Source organism: Enterobacter sp. 50588862 (assembly GCF_001462935.1).
Lineage (GTDB): Bacteria > Pseudomonadota > Gammaproteobacteria > Enterobacterales > Enterobacteriaceae > Enterobacter > Enterobacter bugandensis.
The window spans coordinates 170,555-189,094 of sequence record NZ_LNHM01000018.1 but is presented as its reverse complement, the minus strand read 5'-3'; the positions used below and the strand labels follow the sequence as shown (position 1 = coordinate 189,094).

General features: G+C 57.7%; 19 protein-coding genes. 13 read left to right on the top strand and 6 right to left on the bottom strand.

The genetic code is table 11. From position 1 onward, the window contains the following. Positions 1-101: 101 nt before the first annotated feature. From mtlD to trmL, 8 genes are all read left to right on the top strand, one after another. Positions 102-1,250, top strand: coding sequence for a mannitol-1-phosphate 5-dehydrogenase (gene mtlD / locus APT89_RS07615; RefSeq protein WP_045630257.1), 1,149 nt, complete (start codon positions 102-104; stop codon positions 1,248-1,250). Beyond that, positions 1,247-1,837: a mannitol operon repressor MtlR gene (gene mtlR / locus APT89_RS07610; RefSeq protein WP_041911645.1), complete on the top strand. Its 591-nt coding sequence runs from the start codon at positions 1,247-1,249 to the stop codon at positions 1,835-1,837. Before mtlD ends, mtlR begins: the two co-directional genes overlap by 4 nt. A gap of 57 nt (positions 1,838-1,894) precedes the next feature. Beyond that, on the top strand, positions 1,895-2,257 hold the full coding sequence (locus APT89_RS07605) for a YibL family ribosome-associated protein (protein WP_015572767.1): 363 nt from the start codon (positions 1,895-1,897) through the stop codon (positions 2,255-2,257). A gap of 271 nt (positions 2,258-2,528) precedes the next feature. Continuing rightward, a complete protein-coding gene (lldP, locus tag APT89_RS07600; protein WP_060572003.1) occupies positions 2,529-4,184 on the top strand; it encodes an L-lactate permease in 1,656 nt (551 codons plus the stop codon). Continuing rightward, positions 4,181-4,954 carry a transcriptional regulator LldR gene (lldR, locus tag APT89_RS07595; protein ID WP_041911647.1) on the top strand — a complete coding sequence of 258 codons (774 nt, stop codon included), beginning with the start codon at positions 4,181-4,183 and terminating at the stop codon, positions 4,952-4,954. Before lldP ends, lldR begins: the two co-directional genes overlap by 4 nt. Further along, positions 4,951-6,138: a quinone-dependent L-lactate dehydrogenase gene (gene lldD / locus APT89_RS07590; protein WP_041911648.1), complete on the top strand. Its 1,188-nt coding sequence runs from the start codon at positions 4,951-4,953 to the stop codon at positions 6,136-6,138. Before lldR ends, lldD begins: the two co-directional genes overlap by 4 nt. Positions 6,139-6,319: 181 nt before the next feature. Next, positions 6,320-7,660: an MFS transporter gene (locus APT89_RS07585; protein WP_041911649.1), complete on the top strand. Its 1,341-nt coding sequence runs from the start codon at positions 6,320-6,322 to the stop codon at positions 7,658-7,660. A gap of 45 nt (positions 7,661-7,705) precedes the next feature. After that, positions 7,706-8,179 (top strand): tRNA (uridine(34)/cytosine(34)/5-carboxymethylaminomethyluridine(34)-2'-O)-methyltransferase TrmL, encoded by a 474-nt coding sequence (trmL, locus tag APT89_RS07580; RefSeq protein ID WP_028015039.1) that lies wholly within the window; start codon positions 7,706-7,708, stop codon positions 8,177-8,179. On the opposite strand, the gene cysE is transcribed toward trmL, so the two are convergent. The 5 genes from cysE to APT89_RS07555 form a co-directional block, all read right to left on the bottom strand. Next, a complete protein-coding gene (cysE, locus tag APT89_RS07575; protein WP_008502718.1) occupies positions 8,176-8,997 on the bottom strand; it encodes a serine O-acetyltransferase in 822 nt (273 codons plus the stop codon). The genes trmL and cysE overlap by 4 nt on opposite strands. Before the next feature lie 74 nt (positions 8,998-9,071). Continuing rightward, entirely contained in the window at positions 9,072-10,091 is a 1,020-nt protein-coding gene (gene gpsA, locus APT89_RS07570; protein ID WP_045630251.1) for an NAD(P)H-dependent glycerol-3-phosphate dehydrogenase, read from the bottom strand. Further along, entirely contained in the window at positions 10,091-10,558 is a 468-nt protein-coding gene (secB, locus tag APT89_RS07565; protein ID WP_003860835.1) for a protein-export chaperone SecB, read from the bottom strand. The genes gpsA and secB overlap by 1 nt, the downstream gene beginning before the upstream one ends. A gap of 32 nt (positions 10,559-10,590) precedes the next feature. Further along, entirely contained in the window at positions 10,591-10,842 is a 252-nt protein-coding gene (gene grxC, locus APT89_RS07560) for a glutaredoxin 3 (protein WP_028015037.1), read from the bottom strand. An 11-nt stretch (positions 10,843-10,853) separates the two neighbouring features. Continuing rightward, positions 10,854-11,285 (bottom strand): rhodanese-like domain-containing protein, encoded by a 432-nt coding sequence (locus tag APT89_RS07555; RefSeq protein WP_041911651.1) that lies wholly within the window; start codon positions 11,283-11,285, stop codon positions 10,854-10,856. A gap of 246 nt (positions 11,286-11,531) precedes the next feature. Here APT89_RS07555 and gpmM point away from each other — a divergent pair, with 246 nt between their 5' ends. From gpmM to APT89_RS07530, 5 genes are read left to right on the top strand one after another with little or no spacing between them, the layout of a single operon-like run. Further along, positions 11,532-13,076, top strand: a complete 1,545-nt coding sequence (gene gpmM / locus APT89_RS07550; protein WP_028015036.1) for a 2,3-bisphosphoglycerate-independent phosphoglycerate mutase — start codon at positions 11,532-11,534, stop codon at positions 13,074-13,076. A 33-nt stretch (positions 13,077-13,109) separates the two neighbouring features. Beyond that, on the top strand, positions 13,110-14,369 hold the full coding sequence (envC, locus tag APT89_RS07545) for a murein hydrolase activator EnvC (RefSeq protein WP_231940812.1): 1,260 nt from the start codon (positions 13,110-13,112) through the stop codon (positions 14,367-14,369). 3 nt (positions 14,370-14,372) lie between these two features. Then, positions 14,373-15,323 carry a divergent polysaccharide deacetylase family protein gene (locus APT89_RS07540; protein ID WP_045630248.1) on the top strand — a complete coding sequence of 317 codons (951 nt, stop codon included), beginning with the start codon at positions 14,373-14,375 and terminating at the stop codon, positions 15,321-15,323. Between the two features lie 20 nt (positions 15,324-15,343). Next, positions 15,344-16,549 carry a glycosyltransferase gene (locus tag APT89_RS07535; protein WP_060572002.1) on the top strand — a complete coding sequence of 402 codons (1,206 nt, stop codon included), beginning with the start codon at positions 15,344-15,346 and terminating at the stop codon, positions 16,547-16,549. A 15-nt stretch (positions 16,550-16,564) separates the two neighbouring features. Beyond that, a complete protein-coding gene (locus APT89_RS07530) occupies positions 16,565-17,479 on the top strand; it encodes a hypothetical protein (protein WP_045260055.1) in 915 nt (304 codons plus the stop codon). 26 nt (positions 17,480-17,505) lie between these two features. Here the strand turns inward: APT89_RS07530 and tdh are convergent, their stop codons facing one another. Then, the gene (gene tdh, locus APT89_RS07525; RefSeq protein ID WP_042717745.1) at positions 17,506-18,534 is read right to left on the bottom strand and encodes an L-threonine 3-dehydrogenase; all 1,029 of its coding nucleotides are present in this window, start codon (positions 18,532-18,534) and stop codon (positions 17,506-17,508) included. Between the last annotated feature and the right edge of the window lie 6 nt (positions 18,535-18,540).

The window sequence follows — 18,540 nt, the reverse complement described above, 5'->3', positions numbered from 1 at the left end:
AGCGCCTCTTCCCTCTCCCCTTCGGGGAGAGGGCTAGGGTGAGGGGGAAACGTTCCTCACCCCAGCCCTCTCGGGTAAAAACATTGATGAAGGTTAACACTATGAAAGCATTACATTTTGGCGCAGGTAATATCGGTCGTGGCTTTATCGGTAAACTGCTGGCAGACGCGGGCATTACCCTGACATTCGCCGATGTGAATCAGGTGGTTCTGGATGCCCTGAATGCCCGTCATAGCTATCAGGTTCATGTGGTGGGTGAAAACGAACAGGTTGAAACCGTCTCTGGCGTCAACGCGGTCAGCAGCATCGGCGACGACGTGATTGACCTGATCGCCAGCGTTGATCTGGTGACCACCGCCGTGGGTCCGGTGGTGCTTGAACGTATTGCTCCTGCGGTCGCGAAAGGCCTGAAGAAGCGTAAAGCACAGGGCATTGAAACACCGCTGAACATCATCGCCTGTGAAAACATGGTGCGCGGCACCACGCAGCTGAAAGGTCACGTTATGGCGGCCGTGGCTGAGGAAGATAAAGCCTGGGTTGAAGCGCACGTCGGGTTTGTGGATTCCGCTGTAGACCGTATCGTTCCGCCGTCCGAATCCGCCACCAACGATCCGCTGGAAGTCACTGTTGAAACCTTCAGCGAGTGGATCGTCGATAAAACTCAGTTCAAGGGCGCGCTGCCGACCATTCCGGGAATGGAACTCACTGATAACCTGATGGCATTTGTCGAACGCAAACTCTTCACGCTGAACACCGGGCATGCTATAACCGCGTACCTCGGAAAGTTGGCCGGTCATCAGACCATTCGCGACGCGATCCTCGATGAGCAGATCCGCGCGGTGGTGAAAGGGGCAATGGAAGAGAGCGGCGCGGTGCTGATCAAACGCTACGGTTTTGATGCTGATAAACACGCAGCATACATCCAGAAAATCCTCGGTCGTTTTGAAAACCCGTATCTGAAAGATGACGTTGAGCGCGTGGGCCGTCAGCCTCTGCGTAAGCTGAGCGCGGGCGACCGCCTGATTAAGCCGCTGCTGGGCACGCTGGAATACGGTCTGCCGCACGCCAACCTGGTGAAAGGAATTGCTGCCGCGATGCACTACCGCAGCGAGCAGGACCCGCAGGCGATTGAGCTGGCTCAGCTGATTGATGACAAAGGCGCGCAGGCTGCGCTGGCGCAGATTTCCGGTCTGGACGCCAGCAGCGACGTGGTTGCGGAGGCGGTTAACGCATACAACGCAACCAAATGATTCAGAATCCGGCGCAGGTAAGCCTGCGCCCGAATAACAGATTGTCAGATATGCAGGCAATAATGGAACAAACCCAGGCCTTTGAAAATCGTGTGCTTGAGCGTCTGAATGCTGGCAAAACCGTACGAAGTTTCCTGATTGCCGCCGTCGAGCTGTTAACCGAGGCGGTGAACATTCTGGTGCTTCAGGTGTTTCGCAAAGACGACTACGCGGTAAAGTACGCTGTAGAACCGTTACTGGACGGAGACGGACCGCTGGGCGATCTGTCGGTGCGTCTGAAGCTGATTTATGGTCTTGGCGTGCTCAACCGCCAGGAGTATGAAGACGCTGAACTGTTAATGGCGCTGCGCGAAGAGCTCAATCATGACGGTAATGAGTACACTTTTACCGATGATGAGATCCTGGGGCCCTTCGGCGAGTTGCACTGCGTGGCCGCCCTGCCCCCTGCTCCTCATTTTGATAACAGCGACCCTGAGCTGTACGCTATGCAAAAGCTGCGTTATCAACAGGTTGTCCGTTCCACTATGGTCCTCTCCCTGACTGAGCTGATTTCTAAAATCAGCTTAAAAAAAGCGTTTCAGAAGTAAGCCCGTTCACATTGGTGTATCCTTCCCTGTAATTCCCCCGATTTAGAGTCAATTGTCATGAAAGAAGTCGAAAAGAACGAAATTAAACGCCTGAGCGACCGTCTGGATCTGATCCGTCACCAGATGGCTGGCCTGTCTCTGGTTGATTCCGCCGAGAAATATGCCGAACTGGAAAAAGAGTCCGTGAAGCTGGAAGCGGAGATTGAGCGCCTGCGCGAAGTGAAAGGCCAGAAGTTGAGCAAAGAAGCGCAGAAGCTGATGAACATGCCGCACCGCCGCGCGATCACCAAAAAAGAGCAGGCTGACATGGGCAAGCTGAAGAAAAGCGTCCGTGGTCTGGTGGTGGTGCACCCGATGACCGAGCTTGGCCGCGAAATGGGCCTCAAAGAGATGACGGGTTTTTGTAAGACCGCATTCTGATTTCATGCCGGGTGGCGCTGCGCTTACCCGGCCTGTTCTTTTCCCCTTCGCGTGAATTGGTCCAACCAATAGCGCAATCAATCCTCCCCCGGTTCACAATTCCATTATTTGCGCTCACAAAACCATTGCCACTCCATAACATCTGGTTAACCATTCATTGTCATTAACCCTACAACACAATATTGGCAGGACCACTCTTACACAGTTTGTGACGCAGAGTTGAGCGGAGACTCACCCGCAGCACAGGCTGTCTGGTCCCCAGGAGACCTGCATGAGCCTCTGGCAACAAAACTACGACCCGGCCGGCAATATCTGGCTGTCGAGCCTGATCGCATCGCTACCGATCCTGTTCTTCTTCTTTGCGCTGATTAAGCTCAAGCTGAAGGGCTACCTTGCCGCGACGTACACCGTCGCCATCGCCCTGCTGGTGGCGCTGTTCTTCTACAAAATGCCGGTCGACCGCGCGCTGGCCTCCGTCGTCTACGGTTTCTTCTACGGCCTGTGGCCGATTGCGTGGATCATCATCGCCGCGGTTTTTGTCTATAAAATCTCGGTAAAGACCGGGCAGTTCGACATCATTCGTTCGTCGATTCTCTCCATCACGGCTGACCAGCGCCTGCAGATGCTGATTGTCGGCTTCTCCTTCGGGGCGTTTCTGGAAGGCGCGGCAGGTTTTGGCGCACCGGTGGCGATCACCGCCGCGCTGCTGGTGGGTCTGGGCTTTAACCCGCTGTATGCCGCGGGCCTGTGCCTGATTGTGAACACCGCACCGGTGGCGTTTGGCGCGATGGGGATTCCGATTCTGGTCGCGGGTCAGGTGACCGGTCTGGACAGCTTTGAGATTGGTCAGATGGTTGGCCGCCAGCTGCCGTTCCTGACCATTATCGTGCTGTTCTGGATCATGGCGATTATGGATGGCTGGCGCGGCGTGAAGGAGACCTGGCCTGCTGTGATGGTGGCGGGCGGTTCGTTCGCGATTGCCCAATATCTCAGCTCAAACTTCCTTGGCCCGGAACTGCCGGACATTATCTCTTCCCTGGTGTCGCTGGTCTGTCTGACGCTGTTCCTGAAACGCTGGCAGCCGGTGCGCATCTTCCGTTTTGCCGACATGGGGGCGTCGCACGTGGATCAGACCCTCGCCCGCACCGGCTATACCGCAGGACAGATCGTCCGCGCCTGGTCGCCGTTCCTGTTCCTGACCGCTACCGTGACGCTGTGGAGCATACCGCCGTTTAAAGCGCTGTTCGCTCCCGGCGGCGCGCTGTACGACATGGTGATTAACATCTCCGTGCCGTTCCTCGACAAGATGGTTGCCCGTATGCCGCCGGTCGTGCACGCCGCCACCCCGTATGCGGCAGTGTTTAAGTTTGACTGGTTCTCCGCCACCGGTACGGCCATCCTGTTTGCGGCACTCCTTTCCGTGGTGTGGCTGCGCATGAAGCCTGCCGCCGCGGTACAGACTTTTGCGGCAACGATTAAAGAGCTGTTGCTGCCGATCTACTCCATCGGCATGGTGCTGGCGTTCGCGTTTATCTCGAACTACTCCGGCCTGTCGTCGACGCTGGCGTTAGCGCTGGCCCACACCGGACACGCGTTCACCTTCTTCTCGCCGTTCCTCGGCTGGCTGGGGGTGTTCCTGACGGGTTCAGATACCTCGTCTAACGCCCTGTTTGCCGCCCTGCAGGCGACGGCTGCGCAGCAGATTGGCGTGTCGGACGTGCTGCTGGTCGCCGCGAACACCACCGGCGGCGTGACCGGCAAAATGATCTCCCCGCAGTCCATCGCCATTGCCTGTGCCGCGGTGGGACTGGTAGGCAAAGAGTCGGACCTGTTCCGCTTTACCGTTAAACACAGCCTGATATTCACCTGCATGGTGGGCGTGATCACCACCCTGCAGGCCTATGTCTTAACCTGGATGATCCCATGATAGTGATGCCCAGACGCCTGTCCGACGAGATTGCCTCTCGCGTGCGGGCGCTGATTGAAGAACAACAGCTGGAAGCGGGCATGAAATTGCCCGCCGAGCGCCAGCTTGCCGCCCGGCTTGGCGTATCGCGTAACTCATTGCGCGAGGCGCTGGCGACGCTGGTCAGCGAAGGCGTACTGGTGAGCCGTCGCGGCGGCGGCACCTTTGTGCGCTGGCAGCATGATGACTGGTCCGAGCAAAACATCGTTCAGCCGCTGAAGACGCTGCTGGAAAACGACCCGGACTACAGCTTCGACATCCTTGAAGCGCGTCACGCCATCGAAACCAGTACCGCATGGCACGCAGCGATGCGGGCAACCGAAGCCGACAAAGAGAAGCTCAAAGCCTGCTTCGAAGCCACGCAAAGCAGCGACCCGGACATCGCCTCCCAGGCGGACGTGCGTTTCCATCTGGCAATCGCCGAGGCGTCGCACAACGTGGTGCTGCTCCAGACCATGCGCGGATTCTTCGACCTGCTGCAATCCTCCGTGAAGCAGAGCCGCCAGCGCATGTATCTGGTCCCGCCGGTCTTTGCCCAGCTGACCGAACAGCACGAGGCGGTGCTCAACGCCATTCTGGCCGGCGATGCCGAAACCGCGCGCAAGGCGATGATGGCGCATCTCGGCTTCGTGCACACCACCATTAAACGATTTGATGAAGACCAGGCCCGACAGGCGCGTATTACCCGTCTGCCTGGCGAAAGTGATATTTCCAGGGAGAACAAAGCATGATTATTTCAGCAGCCAGTGACTACCGCGCCGCGGCGCAGCGCATTTTGCCGCCGTTCCTGTTCCACTACATCGACGGTGGGGCGTATGCCGAATACACCCTGCGCCGCAACGTGGAGGATCTGTCAGAAGTGGCCCTGCGCCAGCGCGTGCTGAAGAATATGTCTGACCTGAGCCTTGAGACGAAGCTGTTTAACGAAACGCTCTCCATGCCCGTCGCGCTCGCACCTGTCGGCTTATGCGGCATGTATGCCCGCCGGGGCGAAGTGCAGGCCGCCGCCGCGGCAGATGCTAAAGGCATTCCGTTTACCCTGTCTACCGTCTCGGTCTGTCCGATTGAAGAGGTCGCCCCGACCATCAAGCGCCCGATGTGGTTCCAGCTGTACGTCCTGCGCGATCGCGGCTTTATGCGTAACGCCCTGGAGCGCGCTAAAGCGGCGGGCTGCTCCACGCTGGTCTTTACCGTTGATATGCCGACCCCCGGCGCGCGCTACCGTGATGCCCACTCCGGCATGAGCGGCCCGAACGCCGCGATGCGCCGCTACTGGCAGGCGGTTACGCATCCGCAGTGGGCGTGGGATGTGGGTCTGAACGGCCGTCCGCACGATCTGGGGAATATCTCGGCCTACCTTGGCAAACCGACCGGGCTGGAGGATTACATCGGCTGGCTGGCGAACAACTTCGATCCGTCGATCTCGTGGAAAGACCTGGAGTGGATCCGCGAATTCTGGGACGGCCCGATGGTGATCAAAGGGATCCTCGACCCGGAAGATGCCCGCGATGCGGTACGCTTTGGTGCAGACGGGATTGTGGTCTCTAACCACGGCGGACGTCAGCTCGACGGCGTGCTCTCTTCCGCCCGCGCCCTGCCGGCCATTGCCGATGCGGTAAAAGGGGATATCGCGATACTGGCCGACAGCGGGATCCGCAACGGGCTGGACGTAGTGCGCATGATTGCGCTGGGTGCCGACAGCGTGCTGCTGGGACGCGCATATCTTTACGCCCTGGCGACGGCCGGTCAGGCAGGTGTGGCAAACCTGCTGAACCTGATCGAGAAAGAGATGAAGGTGGCGATGACCCTGACCGGCGCGAAGTCGATCAGTGAAATCAGCAAGGATTCGCTGGTTCAGGAGCTGAGTAAACTGCCGGCGGCGCTGGCTCCGCTGTCACATGGCGACGCGGCCTGATCCTCTCCCGTTACCCCACCTTTTCCATGCGTCCGATTTCCCCCTCGGGCGCTTTTTTTTGTCGAAAATAACACCTGCGTAACATTCTGGATAAGAAAATTTGACACATCCCTCCCGTTCGCAATTGTATAGACAAGCAAATACAAGAACACAAAAACAACATCACATCGGAGGGGAGCGTATGACCTATTCAGGTAAGGTGGATATTCAGCAGGTGATCGACGAGAGTCCTTTTTCAGGGTTTCACTGGCTTCTTATCGTGCTGGGCTTTCTGGTTCTGGCGATCGATGGTTTTGATACGGCAGCGATGGGCTACATCGCGCCTACGCTGTCGGCAGAATGGGGGATCCATAAGCAGGATTTGGGGCCGGTGCTGAGTGCGGCGCTGCTGGGGCTGTCGCTGGGAGCCCTTATTGCAGGTCCGGTATCGGACCGGATGGGACGCAAGCGCGTGCTGGTCTTCTCGTGCCTGTTCTTCGGCCTGGCGAGCCTGGGTACGGCCTGGGCGCAAAGCCTGAATACCCTGACGCTCTGGCGCTTTCTGACGGGTCTCGGGCTCGGCGCCGCCATGCCAAACGCCATCACGCTGATCTCAGAGTTCGCCCCCCAGCGCTGCCGCGCCATGGCGATTAATACCATGTACTGCGGCTTCCCTCTGGGTGCAGCGGGCGGCGGGGCGATCTCTTCCTGGCTTATTCCCCACCACGGTTGGCGAAGCGTGCTGCTGACCGGCGCGATTGCGCCGCTGATTTTAACCGTGCTGCTGGCGCTGCTGCTGCCGGAATCGGTGAAGTTTCTGGTGCAGCGCGGGAAAGACGTCGCGCAGGTTCGCCGCATTGCCAGCCGGTTCAGCCGCAGCACGCTGGAGAGCGTTACGGGCTTTTTCCTGGCGGAAGAGAAAGCCGCGTCTAAAAAAGGAAGCGTGGGGCAGCTGTTTTCCATGCCCTGGCTACCCGGCACCCTGATGCTGTGGGTGACTTATTTTATGGGGCTGGTGATTTACTACGTCCTGCTTAGCTGGATGCCGACGCTGATGCAGGGGATGGGTTATGCCCTGGCGGAATCCGCCTGGCTCACCTCGCTGTTTACCTTTGGCGGCACCGCAGGCATTCTGCTCGCGGGCTGGATGATGGACCGCTGGGAAGCGCACAAGGTGGTCGCAGGTGGTTTTGTGCTGACGATGGGCCTGATTCTTTTGCTTGGCCTTGAGCATAACCATATCGCCCTGTTTGGCGGGCTGATTTTCCTGATGGGGATCGCGATGAACGGCGCGCAGTCGGGCATGCAAACCCTCGCGGCCACCTTTTACCCTACCGAGTGCCGCGCGACGGGCATCGCCTGGATGCAGGGCATCGGCCGCTTTGGCGGCGTGGCGGGAACCATGACCAGCGCCCAGCTTCTTTCCATGCAGTGGCAGGCAGACAGTATTTTAATGATCCTCAGCGTGCCCGCCCTGCTAGCCGCGGCGGCAACCGTCTACAAAATGCTGTACAGCCGCTCGCAGGAACCCGGCGTCGCGTAGTTCCTCTCTTTTCTGCTATTCTGCCCCCGCAATTAAGGGGGCAGCATGCTTAACATCGTTTTATTCGAACCAGAAATTCCGCCGAACACCGGCAATATCATCCGCCTGTGCGCCAACACCGGTTTTCGTCTGCACATCATCGAGCCGATGGGCTTTACGTGGGACGACAAACGCCTGCGCCGCGCGGGGCTGGATTACCATGAATTTACCGCCGTGGTTCGCCATCACGATTACGCCGCGTTTCTGGAAGCAGAGAAGCCGCAGCGCATGTTCGCCCTTACCACCAAAGGCACGCCAGCGCACAGCGCCGTGAGCTATCAGGAGGGTGACTATCTGATGTTTGGCCCGGAAACCCGCGGTCTACCGGCCACGATCCTGGATGCCCTGCCCGCTGAGCAGAAAATCCGTATTCCGATGATGCCGGACAGCCGCAGCATGAATCTGTCGAACGCGGTGTCGGTGGTGGTGTATGAAGCCTGGCGCCAGCTGGGTTACCCGGGCGCCATTCTCAGAAGTTAAATGCCGTCACCATACTCGAAGGTATGGTGAATGCCGTTGAAGTGCTGATCCATATCCATCGACGGCTTATCGCTGTCTGGCTTACCAACGATGCGCGCCGGTACGCCAGCGGCGGTGGTGTGCGGCGGCACGGGCTGGAGCACAACCGACCCCGCGCCGATCTTCGCGCCGCGCCCGACTTCGATATTGCCGAGGATTTTAGCCCCCGCGCCAATCATCACCCCTTCACGAATTTTCGGGTGGCGATCGCCGCTGGTTTTCCCGGTACCGCCCAGGGTAACCGACTGCAGGATCGAGACGTCGTCTTCAATCACCGCCGTTTCCCCGACAACGATCCCGGTGGCGTGGTCGAGCATGATCCCGCGGCCAATCTTCGCCGCCGGGTGAATATCAACCTGAAACGTCACGGAAACCTGGTTTTGCAGGAAGATCGCCAGCGCGCGGCGGCCTTCATTCCACAGCCAGTGGCCAATGCGGTACGCCTGCAGCGCGTGGAAGCCTTTCAGGTACAGCAGCGGCGTAGAATATTTATCGACCGCCGGGTCACGGGTGCGCACGGCCTGAATGTCGCAGGCGGCAGACGCAATCATTTCCGGGTCAGCGGCGTAAGCCTCTTCCACCACCTCACGAATGGCGATAGCAGGCATAATGGAGGAAGCCAGCTTATTGGCGAGCATATAGCTCAGGGCGCTGCCGAGGTTTTCGTGCTTGAGTAGCGTCGCGTGATAGAAACTGGCCAGCATAGGCTCACAGTCGGCCAAAGCGCGGGCTTCGGCTTTAATATTATTCCAGACGATATCCAGTTCTTCACACGGCATTGCTTGCTCCAGACGATAGTTAATGACCAGCCAGTTCTGCGCTGGCTGGGTCATTCAGGTGACAACGGTTCCGACTAGTTACTGCTGCGCTCGTCCTTGCGCGCACGACCCAATAAGGTCAATGCTGCCTCGCGCGCATTTTTTCCGCAATACAATACCTGATAAATTTCCTCGGTTATTGGCATTTCGACACCGAAACGGTGCGCCAACTCGCGGACTTCTTTGGTATTGCGGTAGCCTTCCACCACCTGTCCAATCTTCTCTTGCGCGCTTTTTACATCGCTGCCCTGTCCGAGCATCATGCCAAAGCGGCGGTTACGCGACTGGTTATCGGTACAGGTCAGCACCAGATCCCCCAGACCCGCCATCCCCATAAAGGTGGCCGGGTCGGCACCCAGCGCTTCGCCCAGACGGGACATCTCGGTTAAGCCGCGGGTAATCAACGCCGTACGCGCGTTGGCGCCAAAGCCAATACCGTCAGACATCCCGGCCCCGATGGCAATCACGTTCTTCACCGCGCCACCCAACTGCACGCCGATAAAATCGGGGTTGCTGTAGACGCGGAAGCTCTTGCCGCAGTGCAGCAATTGCTGGAGATCGTCGGAGAAGGCCTGATCGGTGGATGCCAGCGAGATCGCCGTCGGCAGGCCCGCAGCCAGCTCTTTGGCAAAGGTCGGCCCTGAGATGACCGCCAGCGGGATCTCATCCCCCAGCGCTTCGCGGGCAACGTCCTGCAGCAGACGTCCGGTTTCCGCTTCCAGCCCTTTGGTCGCCCAGACGATACGCGCATCCGGGCGCATCAGCGGCTTGATCTGATTCAGCACGTCGCCAAAGACATGGCTTGGCACCACAATCAAAATGTTGCGGCTGGCCGCCAGCGCGGTTGCAAGATCGCTTTCCAGGTGCAGGGTGTCAGGGAACGGAACGTCCGGGAGAAACGCCACATTGCAACGGTCGCGCTGCAGCGTGGCGATATGTTTTGGATCGTGGCCCCACAGGACCACGTCGTGACCATTTCTTGCCAGCGTGATGGCAAGAGCGGTGCCGTATGAGCCGGCACCGATCACAGTCATTGACGCATTAACAGTGCTCATCAGGCATCCTGATGTTGTTCGGCACCTTCGCCAGCCTGCTGCTGCAGATAGTTCATGAACAGCGCATCAAAGTTCACTGGCGCAAGGTTCAGTTGCGGGAATGTACCGCGAGAAACCAGGCTGGTGATGCATTCACGGGCATACGGGAACAGGATGTTCGGGCAGTATGCACCCAGGCAATGCGCCATCTGGTTGCCTTCGATGCCGCCGATGGAGAAGATACCGCCCTGCTGTACTTCGCACAGGAATGCAGTTTCTTCGCCCAGAGAGGCGGTCACGGTCACACGCAGTACGACTTCATACACGTCATCCGCCAGCTGGGTGGATGCGGTATCCAGATCAAGTTTAACCTCTGGCTGCCAGTCTTTCTGGAAAACGTGCGGCGCATTTGGCGCTTCGAAAGAGACATCCTTGGTGTAGATACGCTGGATCTGGAAAGTCATTTCGGTGTTGTTTTGTTCTGACATGGAAATACCCTTTTTAATTGTCCTAAAGTCTCTTAGCTCAGCAGCGGATCGAGTCCACCACGGGCGTCGAGCGCATACAAGTCATCACAGCCGCCAATGTGCTGCGCATCAATAAAAATCTGCGGAACCGTCGTACGACCACTACGTTGGATCATCTCTTCGCGTTTGATCGCGTCACCGTCGATCGGCAGTTCCTGGAACGTGACGCCTTTGCTGCTCAGCAGCGCTTTCGCACGGTGGCAGAACGGGCACGTCGCTTTGGTGTAGATCTCAATATTGGCCATGACTGAACTCCTTATTTACCGCGAACCAAAGGAAGATTTTCCCCGCTCCAGCCGGAAATCCCTTCTTTCAGTACCGTTACGTTTTCGAAGCCCGCTTTGTAAAGCGCGCTGGCAGATTCCTGCGCCTGCATACCGGTCGCATCCACAACGATAATGGGCTGGGCTTTGTATTTCTCAAGCTCACCAACGTTGTTGGCTTTGATTTCAGCTGGCAACAGGTTGATTGCGCCGGCAATGTGACCTTTACGGAAATCGTCACGCTGACGCAGATCGACAACGACGGCATCTTCTTTGTTAATCAGACGCGTCGCTTCACCACGGGTGATAACCTTAATCTTAGACGTCAGGCTCTTAAATGTGGTGAACAGCACAGCAGCCAGCAGGCCAATCCACGCGATGCTCAGTACCGGATGGCGGCTAACGAATTGCATAATTTCTTGCATGGAGGGTAACTACTCCCGACTAAGTGATAAAAAAACCAGGACAGGAGTATACCTGTGCGTTCTGGCAAATACAGCCAGCGACCATAACCTAATCCATTTTCTGCGGCATGCCACCTAAAAAAATGCCTCAAAATGGTCCGGTCAGCATCTTGCCCCCGCGTTTTCTTTGATCTTCTGCGGCTATTTGATCGATTCAGCTGTAGTAAAATTACGCAAATTTTGACTCTTGAGCATGAGGTTGTTGCAATGTCGGTTTCTAAAAAACCTATGGTACTGGTGATTCTGGATGGCTATGGCTACCGTGAAGATAGCCAGGATAACGCTATTTTCAACGCAAAAACCCCGGTCATGGATGCACTGTGGGCAAAACGTCCGCATACCCTGATTGACGCATCCGGTCTGGAAGTGGGCCTGCCGGATCGCCAGATGGGCAACTCCGAAGTTGGCCACGTTAACCTCGGCGCGGGTCGTATCGTGTATCAGGATCTGACCCGTCTGGACGTCGAAATCAAAGAACGCACCTTCTTCGCTAACCCGGTTCTCTGCGGTGCGGTAGATAAAGCCGTTGCGGCAGGTAAAGCGGTGCACATCATGGGTCTGCTTTCCGCAGGCGGCGTGCACAGCCACGAAGATCACATCATGGCGATGGTTGAACTGGCCGCTGAACGCGGTGCGGAAAAAATCTACCTGCACGCCTTCCTGGACGGTCGCGACACGCCACCGCGCAGCGCAGAAGGGTCCCTGAAAGCTTTCGAAGACAAATTCGCTGCGCTGGGCAAAGGCCGCGTGGCCTCCATCATTGGCCGTTACTACGCTATGGACCGCGACAACCGCTGGGATCGCGTTGAACAGGCCTATGACCTGATGACTCTGGCAAAAGGGGAATTCCAGTTCCCGACTGCGGTTGAAGCACTTGAAGCCGCTTACGCGCGTGATGAAAACGACGAATTCGTGAAAGCGAGCGTGATCCGCGCTGAAGGCCAGGCCGATGCCGCAATGGAAGATGGCGATGCGCTGATCTTTATGAACTTCCGCGCTGACCGCGCGCGCGAAATCACCCGTGCGTTCGTCAACAGCGACTTCGACGGTTTTGCCCGTAAGAAAGTGGTTAACATCGACTTCATCCAGCTGACCGAATACGCGGCAGACATCAAAGCGCCGTGCGCGTACCCACCAGCCTCGCTGGCTAACACCTTCGGTGAGTGGATGGCGAAGAACGACAAAACGCAGCTGCGTATTTCCGAAACGGAAAAATACGCGCACGTGACCTTCTTCTTTAACGGCGGCGTTGAAGAGCCGTTCAAAGGCGAAGAGCGCATTCTGATCAACTCGCCGAAAGTTGCGACTTACGATCTGCAGCCAGAGATGAGCTCTGCGGAATTGACTGAAAAACTGGTCGCGGCCATCGAAAGCGGCAAGTACGACACCATCATCTGTAACTACCCGAACGGCGACATGGTCGGCCATACCGGCGTAATGGAAGCGGCAGTGAAGGCGGTTGAAGCGCTGGACCACTGCGTTGAGCAGGTTGCGAAAGCGGTTGAGTCCGTTGGCGGCCAGCTGCTGATCACCGCTGACCACGGTAACGCCGAGCAGATGCGTGACCCGGCAACCGGTCAGGCGCACACCGCCCATACCAACCTGCCTGTTCCACTGATTTATGTGGGTGATAAATCACTGAAAGCAGTAGAAGGCGGCAAGCTTTCCGACATCGCGCCAACCATGTTGTCGCTGATGGGTATGCCGATCCCTGAAGAGATGACTGGTAAGCCGCTGTTCATCGTGGAATAATCGCTCCCCATGAGGGGAAAGGCGATTTTTTCAATCACATGGGTCGTGAAGCCGCTTAGGCTATCAGTCAGACCTCTGCTTTGCGCCAGCGCACTCAGCGCTGGCGTATTGCTGTGCGCCGCATCCGCCCACGCGGATGACCGCGACCAGCTGAAATCCATTCAGGCCGATATCGCCGCCAAAGAGCGTGCGGTACGCCAGCAGCAACAGCAGCGCGCCACCCTTCTCGCCCAGCTTAAGCAGCAGGAAGAGGCCATCTCCGCTGCCGCACGTAAACTCCGTGAAACGCAAAACACCCTCACCCAGTTGAACAAACAGATCGACGAGATGAATGCGTCGATTGCCAAACTGGAGCGCCAGCGTGATGCGCAGGAGCGCAACCTCGCAGCACAGCTGGATGCCGCATTCCGCCAGGGTGAGCATACCGGACTCCAGCTGATCCTCAGCGGTGAAGAGAGCCAGCGCGGCCAACGTCTGCAGGCCTATTTCGGCTATCTGAACCAGGCGCGTCAGGAGACCATTGCACAGCTGAAACAAACGCGTGAAGAGGTTTCCACCCAAAAAGCGGAGCTGGAAGAGAAGCAGAGCCAGCAGCAGACGTTGCTCTACGAACAAAAAGCGCAGCAGGCAAAACTTGAGCAGGCCCGTAACGAGCGCAAGAAAACGCTGTCGGGTCTTGAGTCCTCCATTCAGGCAGGACAGAGCCAGCTGAGCGAAATGCGCGCCAACGAATCAAAACTGCGTAACAGCATTGCCCGTGCGGAAGCCGCAGCGAAGGCGCGCGCCGAAAAAGAGGCCCGCGAGGCGCAGGCGGTTCGCGACAAGCAGCAGGAAGCCTCCCGCAAAGGGACCACCTACAAGCCAAGCGAAAGCGAACGCTCCCTGATGTCGCGTACCGGCGGTCTGGGTTCCCCGCGCGGTCAGGCCTACTGGCCCGTTCGCGGCACTATTCTGCATCGCTATGGCGAACAGCTGCAGGGTGAGCTACGTTGGAAAGGGATCGTTATCGGTGCGTCTGAAGGTAGCGAAGTGAAAGCCATCGCCGATGGCCGCGTGATCCTGGCCGACTGGCTGCAGGGTTACGGGCTGGTGGTGGTGGTCGAGCATGGTAAAGGTGACATGAGTCTTTACGGCTACAACCAGAGCGCGCTGGTCAGCGTCGGCACCCAGGTGCGCGCCGGCCAACCCATCGCCCTTGTGGGCAGCAGTGGCGGTCAGGGCCGCCCGTCACTCTATTTCGAAATTCGTCGTCAGGGTCAGGCGGTCAATCCACAGCCGTGGTTGGGAAGATAAGTTTTGCTTCAATTTCGTCGAATGGTTCTCTCCGTCGTCAGCGCACTGGCGCTGGCTGCACCGGTATATGCAGGTAAACTCGCCATCGTGATTGATGACTTCGGTTATCGACCACACTATGAAAATCAGGTGCTGGCGATGCCGTCAGCCATCTCCGTCGCCGTCCTGCCGAATGCGCCTCACGCGCATGAAATGGCGACCAAAGCGCACAATAGCGGCCACCAGGTCCTCATCCATCTTCCGATGGCACCGCTCAGCAAGCAGCCGCTGGAAAAAGACACCCTGCGCCCGGATATGAGCAGCGATGAGATCGAACGCATCATCCGCGACGCCTACAACAAGGTGCCGTATGCCGTGGGTCTGAACAACCATATGGGTAGCGCGATGACCTCCAGCCTGTACGGTATGCTGAAGGTGATGCAGGCGCTGGAGCGTTACAATCTCTATTTCCTCGACAGCATGACCATTGGCAACAGCCAGGCGATGCGTGCCGCTCAGGGTACGGGGGTGAAGGTCATCAAGCGCAAAGTCTTCCTGGACGACTCCCAGAACGAAGCGGATATCCGCGTTCAGTTCAACCGCGCGGTACAGCTGGCGCGTCGTAACGGTTCGGCGATTGCCATCGGGCACCCGCATCCGTCTACCGTTCGCGTTTTGCAGCAAATGCTGCCGACCTTACCCGCCGATATCACGCTGGTACGCCCGAGCGATCTGCTCAATGAACCGCAGGTTGACACGTCTCGTCCGGAAAGCGCTCAACCTCCGGCAACGCAGCCGCGTAATCCGTTCCGCGGCGTGAAGAACTGCGCGCTGAAAAAGCCGCTCGAGCCGGTGCATGCAACCCGCTTCTTTGCGGTCATCAGCGAAAGCGTGGGCCAGAGTACGCTGGTGCAGTACTTCCAGCACCAGTGGCAGGGATGGGGTAAAAAAGTCTCAGCGAACCAATCCCAGTGACAGGCGATTAAGGTAGAAAGATGCCACAGCGACACAAAATTCTGCTCCTCGATACCGGTAAAGAGTGGGGAGGAGGCACCAACAGCATGCTCGAGCTTCTGAAGCGGATTAACCGCGAGAAGTTCGATATTACCTGTTGTTTTTACAGTGATTACAGCCGGGCCGAAGGACAAACCATCGGCCAGGTGTTGAACGGCATTGGCATCCCTTTAATTGTCATTCCGCAGCAAAAGCAGCCCGGATGGGCGAAGGTTGCGAAAGAGCTGGGCCGCAGCCTGCTGTTTTTCTCGCGCAGCGCCCGCAAGGCGTTTACCCGACATATTGACACGCTCTGGCGCATCCGGCCCAACGTCAGCAAGATCGAGACGATTTTTCGGGAAGGCGGTTTCGATACGCTGTACATGAACAACCAGCCGGGCTCTAACGAAGAAGGGTATCTCGCGGGCGCGAACCTGCATGCGCGGATAATTCAGCATTGCCGGATTGAACCGGTGCTGACCCCGCCGCTGGTGAAGCTGGTGAATGCCCACGCCACAAAAATCATCGCCGTCTCGCACGGCGTTGAACGCGTGCTTCTTCAGCATGGCGTCCGGCCCGAGCTGTGTACCACGGTCAACAACGCCATCGACATCCACCAGCCTTTGCCCGATCGACGCGCCATGCGCCAGCGTCTGAACATCGATGACGACACCTTTGTGTTCGGCAGCATTGGGTCGCTTATCCCTCGCAAGTCCAACCACCATACTCTGGAGGCGCTGGCCCAGTTCAGCCAGAAGCATCCGCAGGTAAAATGGAAGATGGTGCTGGTCGGTGAAGGGGCTGAACGCGGCGCGCTGACGGCGCAGGCTGACGCGCTGGGGATTGCTGAGCACATCATTTTTACCGGTTTCCAGAACACGCCTTTTGACTATCTCGCCACCTTTGACGCGTTTATTCTGGCTTCGAAGAGCGAAGGTTTGCCCCGCGTCGTGCTGGAGGCAATGCTGCTGAATATCCCGGTGATTGGCTCAAAGGTAACCGGCACGGCAGAATTGATCGACCATGAGTCGACCGGGCTGCTGTTCCCGTGGAGCGATGTGTCGCAACTTGCTCAACATCTGGATAATATCTGGCAGGATCCTGCTCTGCGCGCCCGGCTCGCCGCAGCCGCGCACCAGAATGTCTGCAACGTGTATGCCATTGAAAGCTATGTTAACGGTGTCGAGGCCGTTCTTGGCGCGCAATAACCAAACGAGAAGAACATGTTTAAATTCCTGAATGCTCGCTACCGCCACATTACCGGGCGTCATAACATTCCGTACGCTTCCCTTCCGGTCACGCGCGATCTCGTTGCGGTTGATTCCATCGTGATCCCTTGTACGGGCGCGGATTTCGTCGAAGAGGCGTTATTATCAGCGACCTTTGCAGAGCGTTACGCCACCGACGTCAGCGAGATTGTTATCGTCAGCGATCAGCCTGAATCCGCTTTCGGCGAGCTGCCGCCAAAAACCCGCGTTGTGACCCTCACGCTGCCAAAACGTGAAGAGGGGTACCGCTATAAGCAGATCTACCTCAGCCGTCTGGTGAAGCTTAACGCTCCGCTTCAGGCGCGCGGAGAAGGCGTATTGATGATCGACTCCGATCTCAACCTGCTGAAGATGCCCCAGATCAACATGGCCGATATGCACATCTACTCCAGCTTCCGTCAGGGCAAAATGATTGCCAAGCTGGACGGCGCCCCCGCAGAAAAAGTGCCGGCCTATTACAAAGAAACGGTGCGCCCGTATCTGGTCGATCACGTTAACGGCGCGTTTCTTGCCGCAACCAAAAAGACCTGGCGTCGCATTTGCCCGCTGTGGCTGACGCTGTTCCAGGATACCTGGGAGCTGATGGACGACACGCAGCCGCCGACCGATCAGTTGCCGCTCGCTGCGCTGCTGGACATGCTGGATGTTAAAACGGTTAACCTGGGCGACTGGATGAACTGGCCGGTATCCAAGAAGATCGGCGGTCAGGAAGCCGTTGTGCCGAAAGAGGTGATTGGCGCGCACGGGGGTTTCCCGCTTTCCGAATGGCAGAAGTATCTGGAATCGCCGGATAACAAATTGCTGTTCAAAGGGCAGGACTATACCCGTAAGGTGCGCTACCTGACGGACGAAGAGAAAAAGAATCAGTAAAAAAGGGGCCTGAGGCCCCTTTTTGTTTACTTATCCCAGCTCAGGATCACTTTCCCTGACTGGCCGGAACGCATCGCGTCGAAGCCCTGCTGGAACTCATCGATGGAGAAACGGTGAGTGATAATCGGGGACAGATCCAGGCCGGACTGGATCAGCGCTGCCATCTTGTACCAGGTTTCGAACATCTCGCGGCCATAGATGCCCTTGATGAACAGCCCCTTGAAGATGACTTTGTTCCAGTCGATGGACATATCTGACGGCGGAATGCCCAGCATCGCGATACGGCCACCGTGGTTCATGGTGTCCAGCATGGTGCGGAACGCCGGCGGCGCGCCGGACATCTCCAGACCCACGTCAAAGCCTTCGGTCATACCCAACTCTTCCATCACGTCGGTCAGGCTCTCTTTCGAGACATCCACCGCACGGGTGACGCCCATCTTACGCGCCAGCGACAGACGGTATTCGTTCACGTCGGTGATCACCACGTTACGCGCGCCCACGTGCTTCGCCACGGCTGCGGCCATAATGCCGATTGGGCCGGCGCCGGAAACCAGCACGTCTTCACCGACCAGGTCGAAGGAGAGCGCAGTGTGTACCGCGTTGCCGAACGGGTCGAAGATAGAGGCCAAATCGTCAGAGATATTGTCCGGGATTTTGAAGGCGTTAAACGCCGGGATCACCAGGTATTCTGCGAAGCAGCCCGGACGGTTGACGCCCACGCCAACGGTGTTGCGGCACAGGTGCGTGCGTCCGCCGCGGCAGTTGCGGCAGTGACCGCAGGTAATGTGCCCTTCGCCAGAAACGCGATCGCCAATCTTGAAGCCTTTCACTTCCTGGCCGATACCGACCACTTCGCCGACATATTCGTGACCGACAACCATCGGTACCGGAATGGTTTTCTGCGACCACTGGTCCCAGTTGTAGATGTGAACGTCAGTACCGCAGATGGCGGTTTTACGAATTTTGATCAGCAGATCGTTATGACCGACTTCCGGCTCCGGCACGTCGGTCATCCAAATCCCTTCTTCCGCTTTCAGTTTGGATAACGCTTTCATCACACG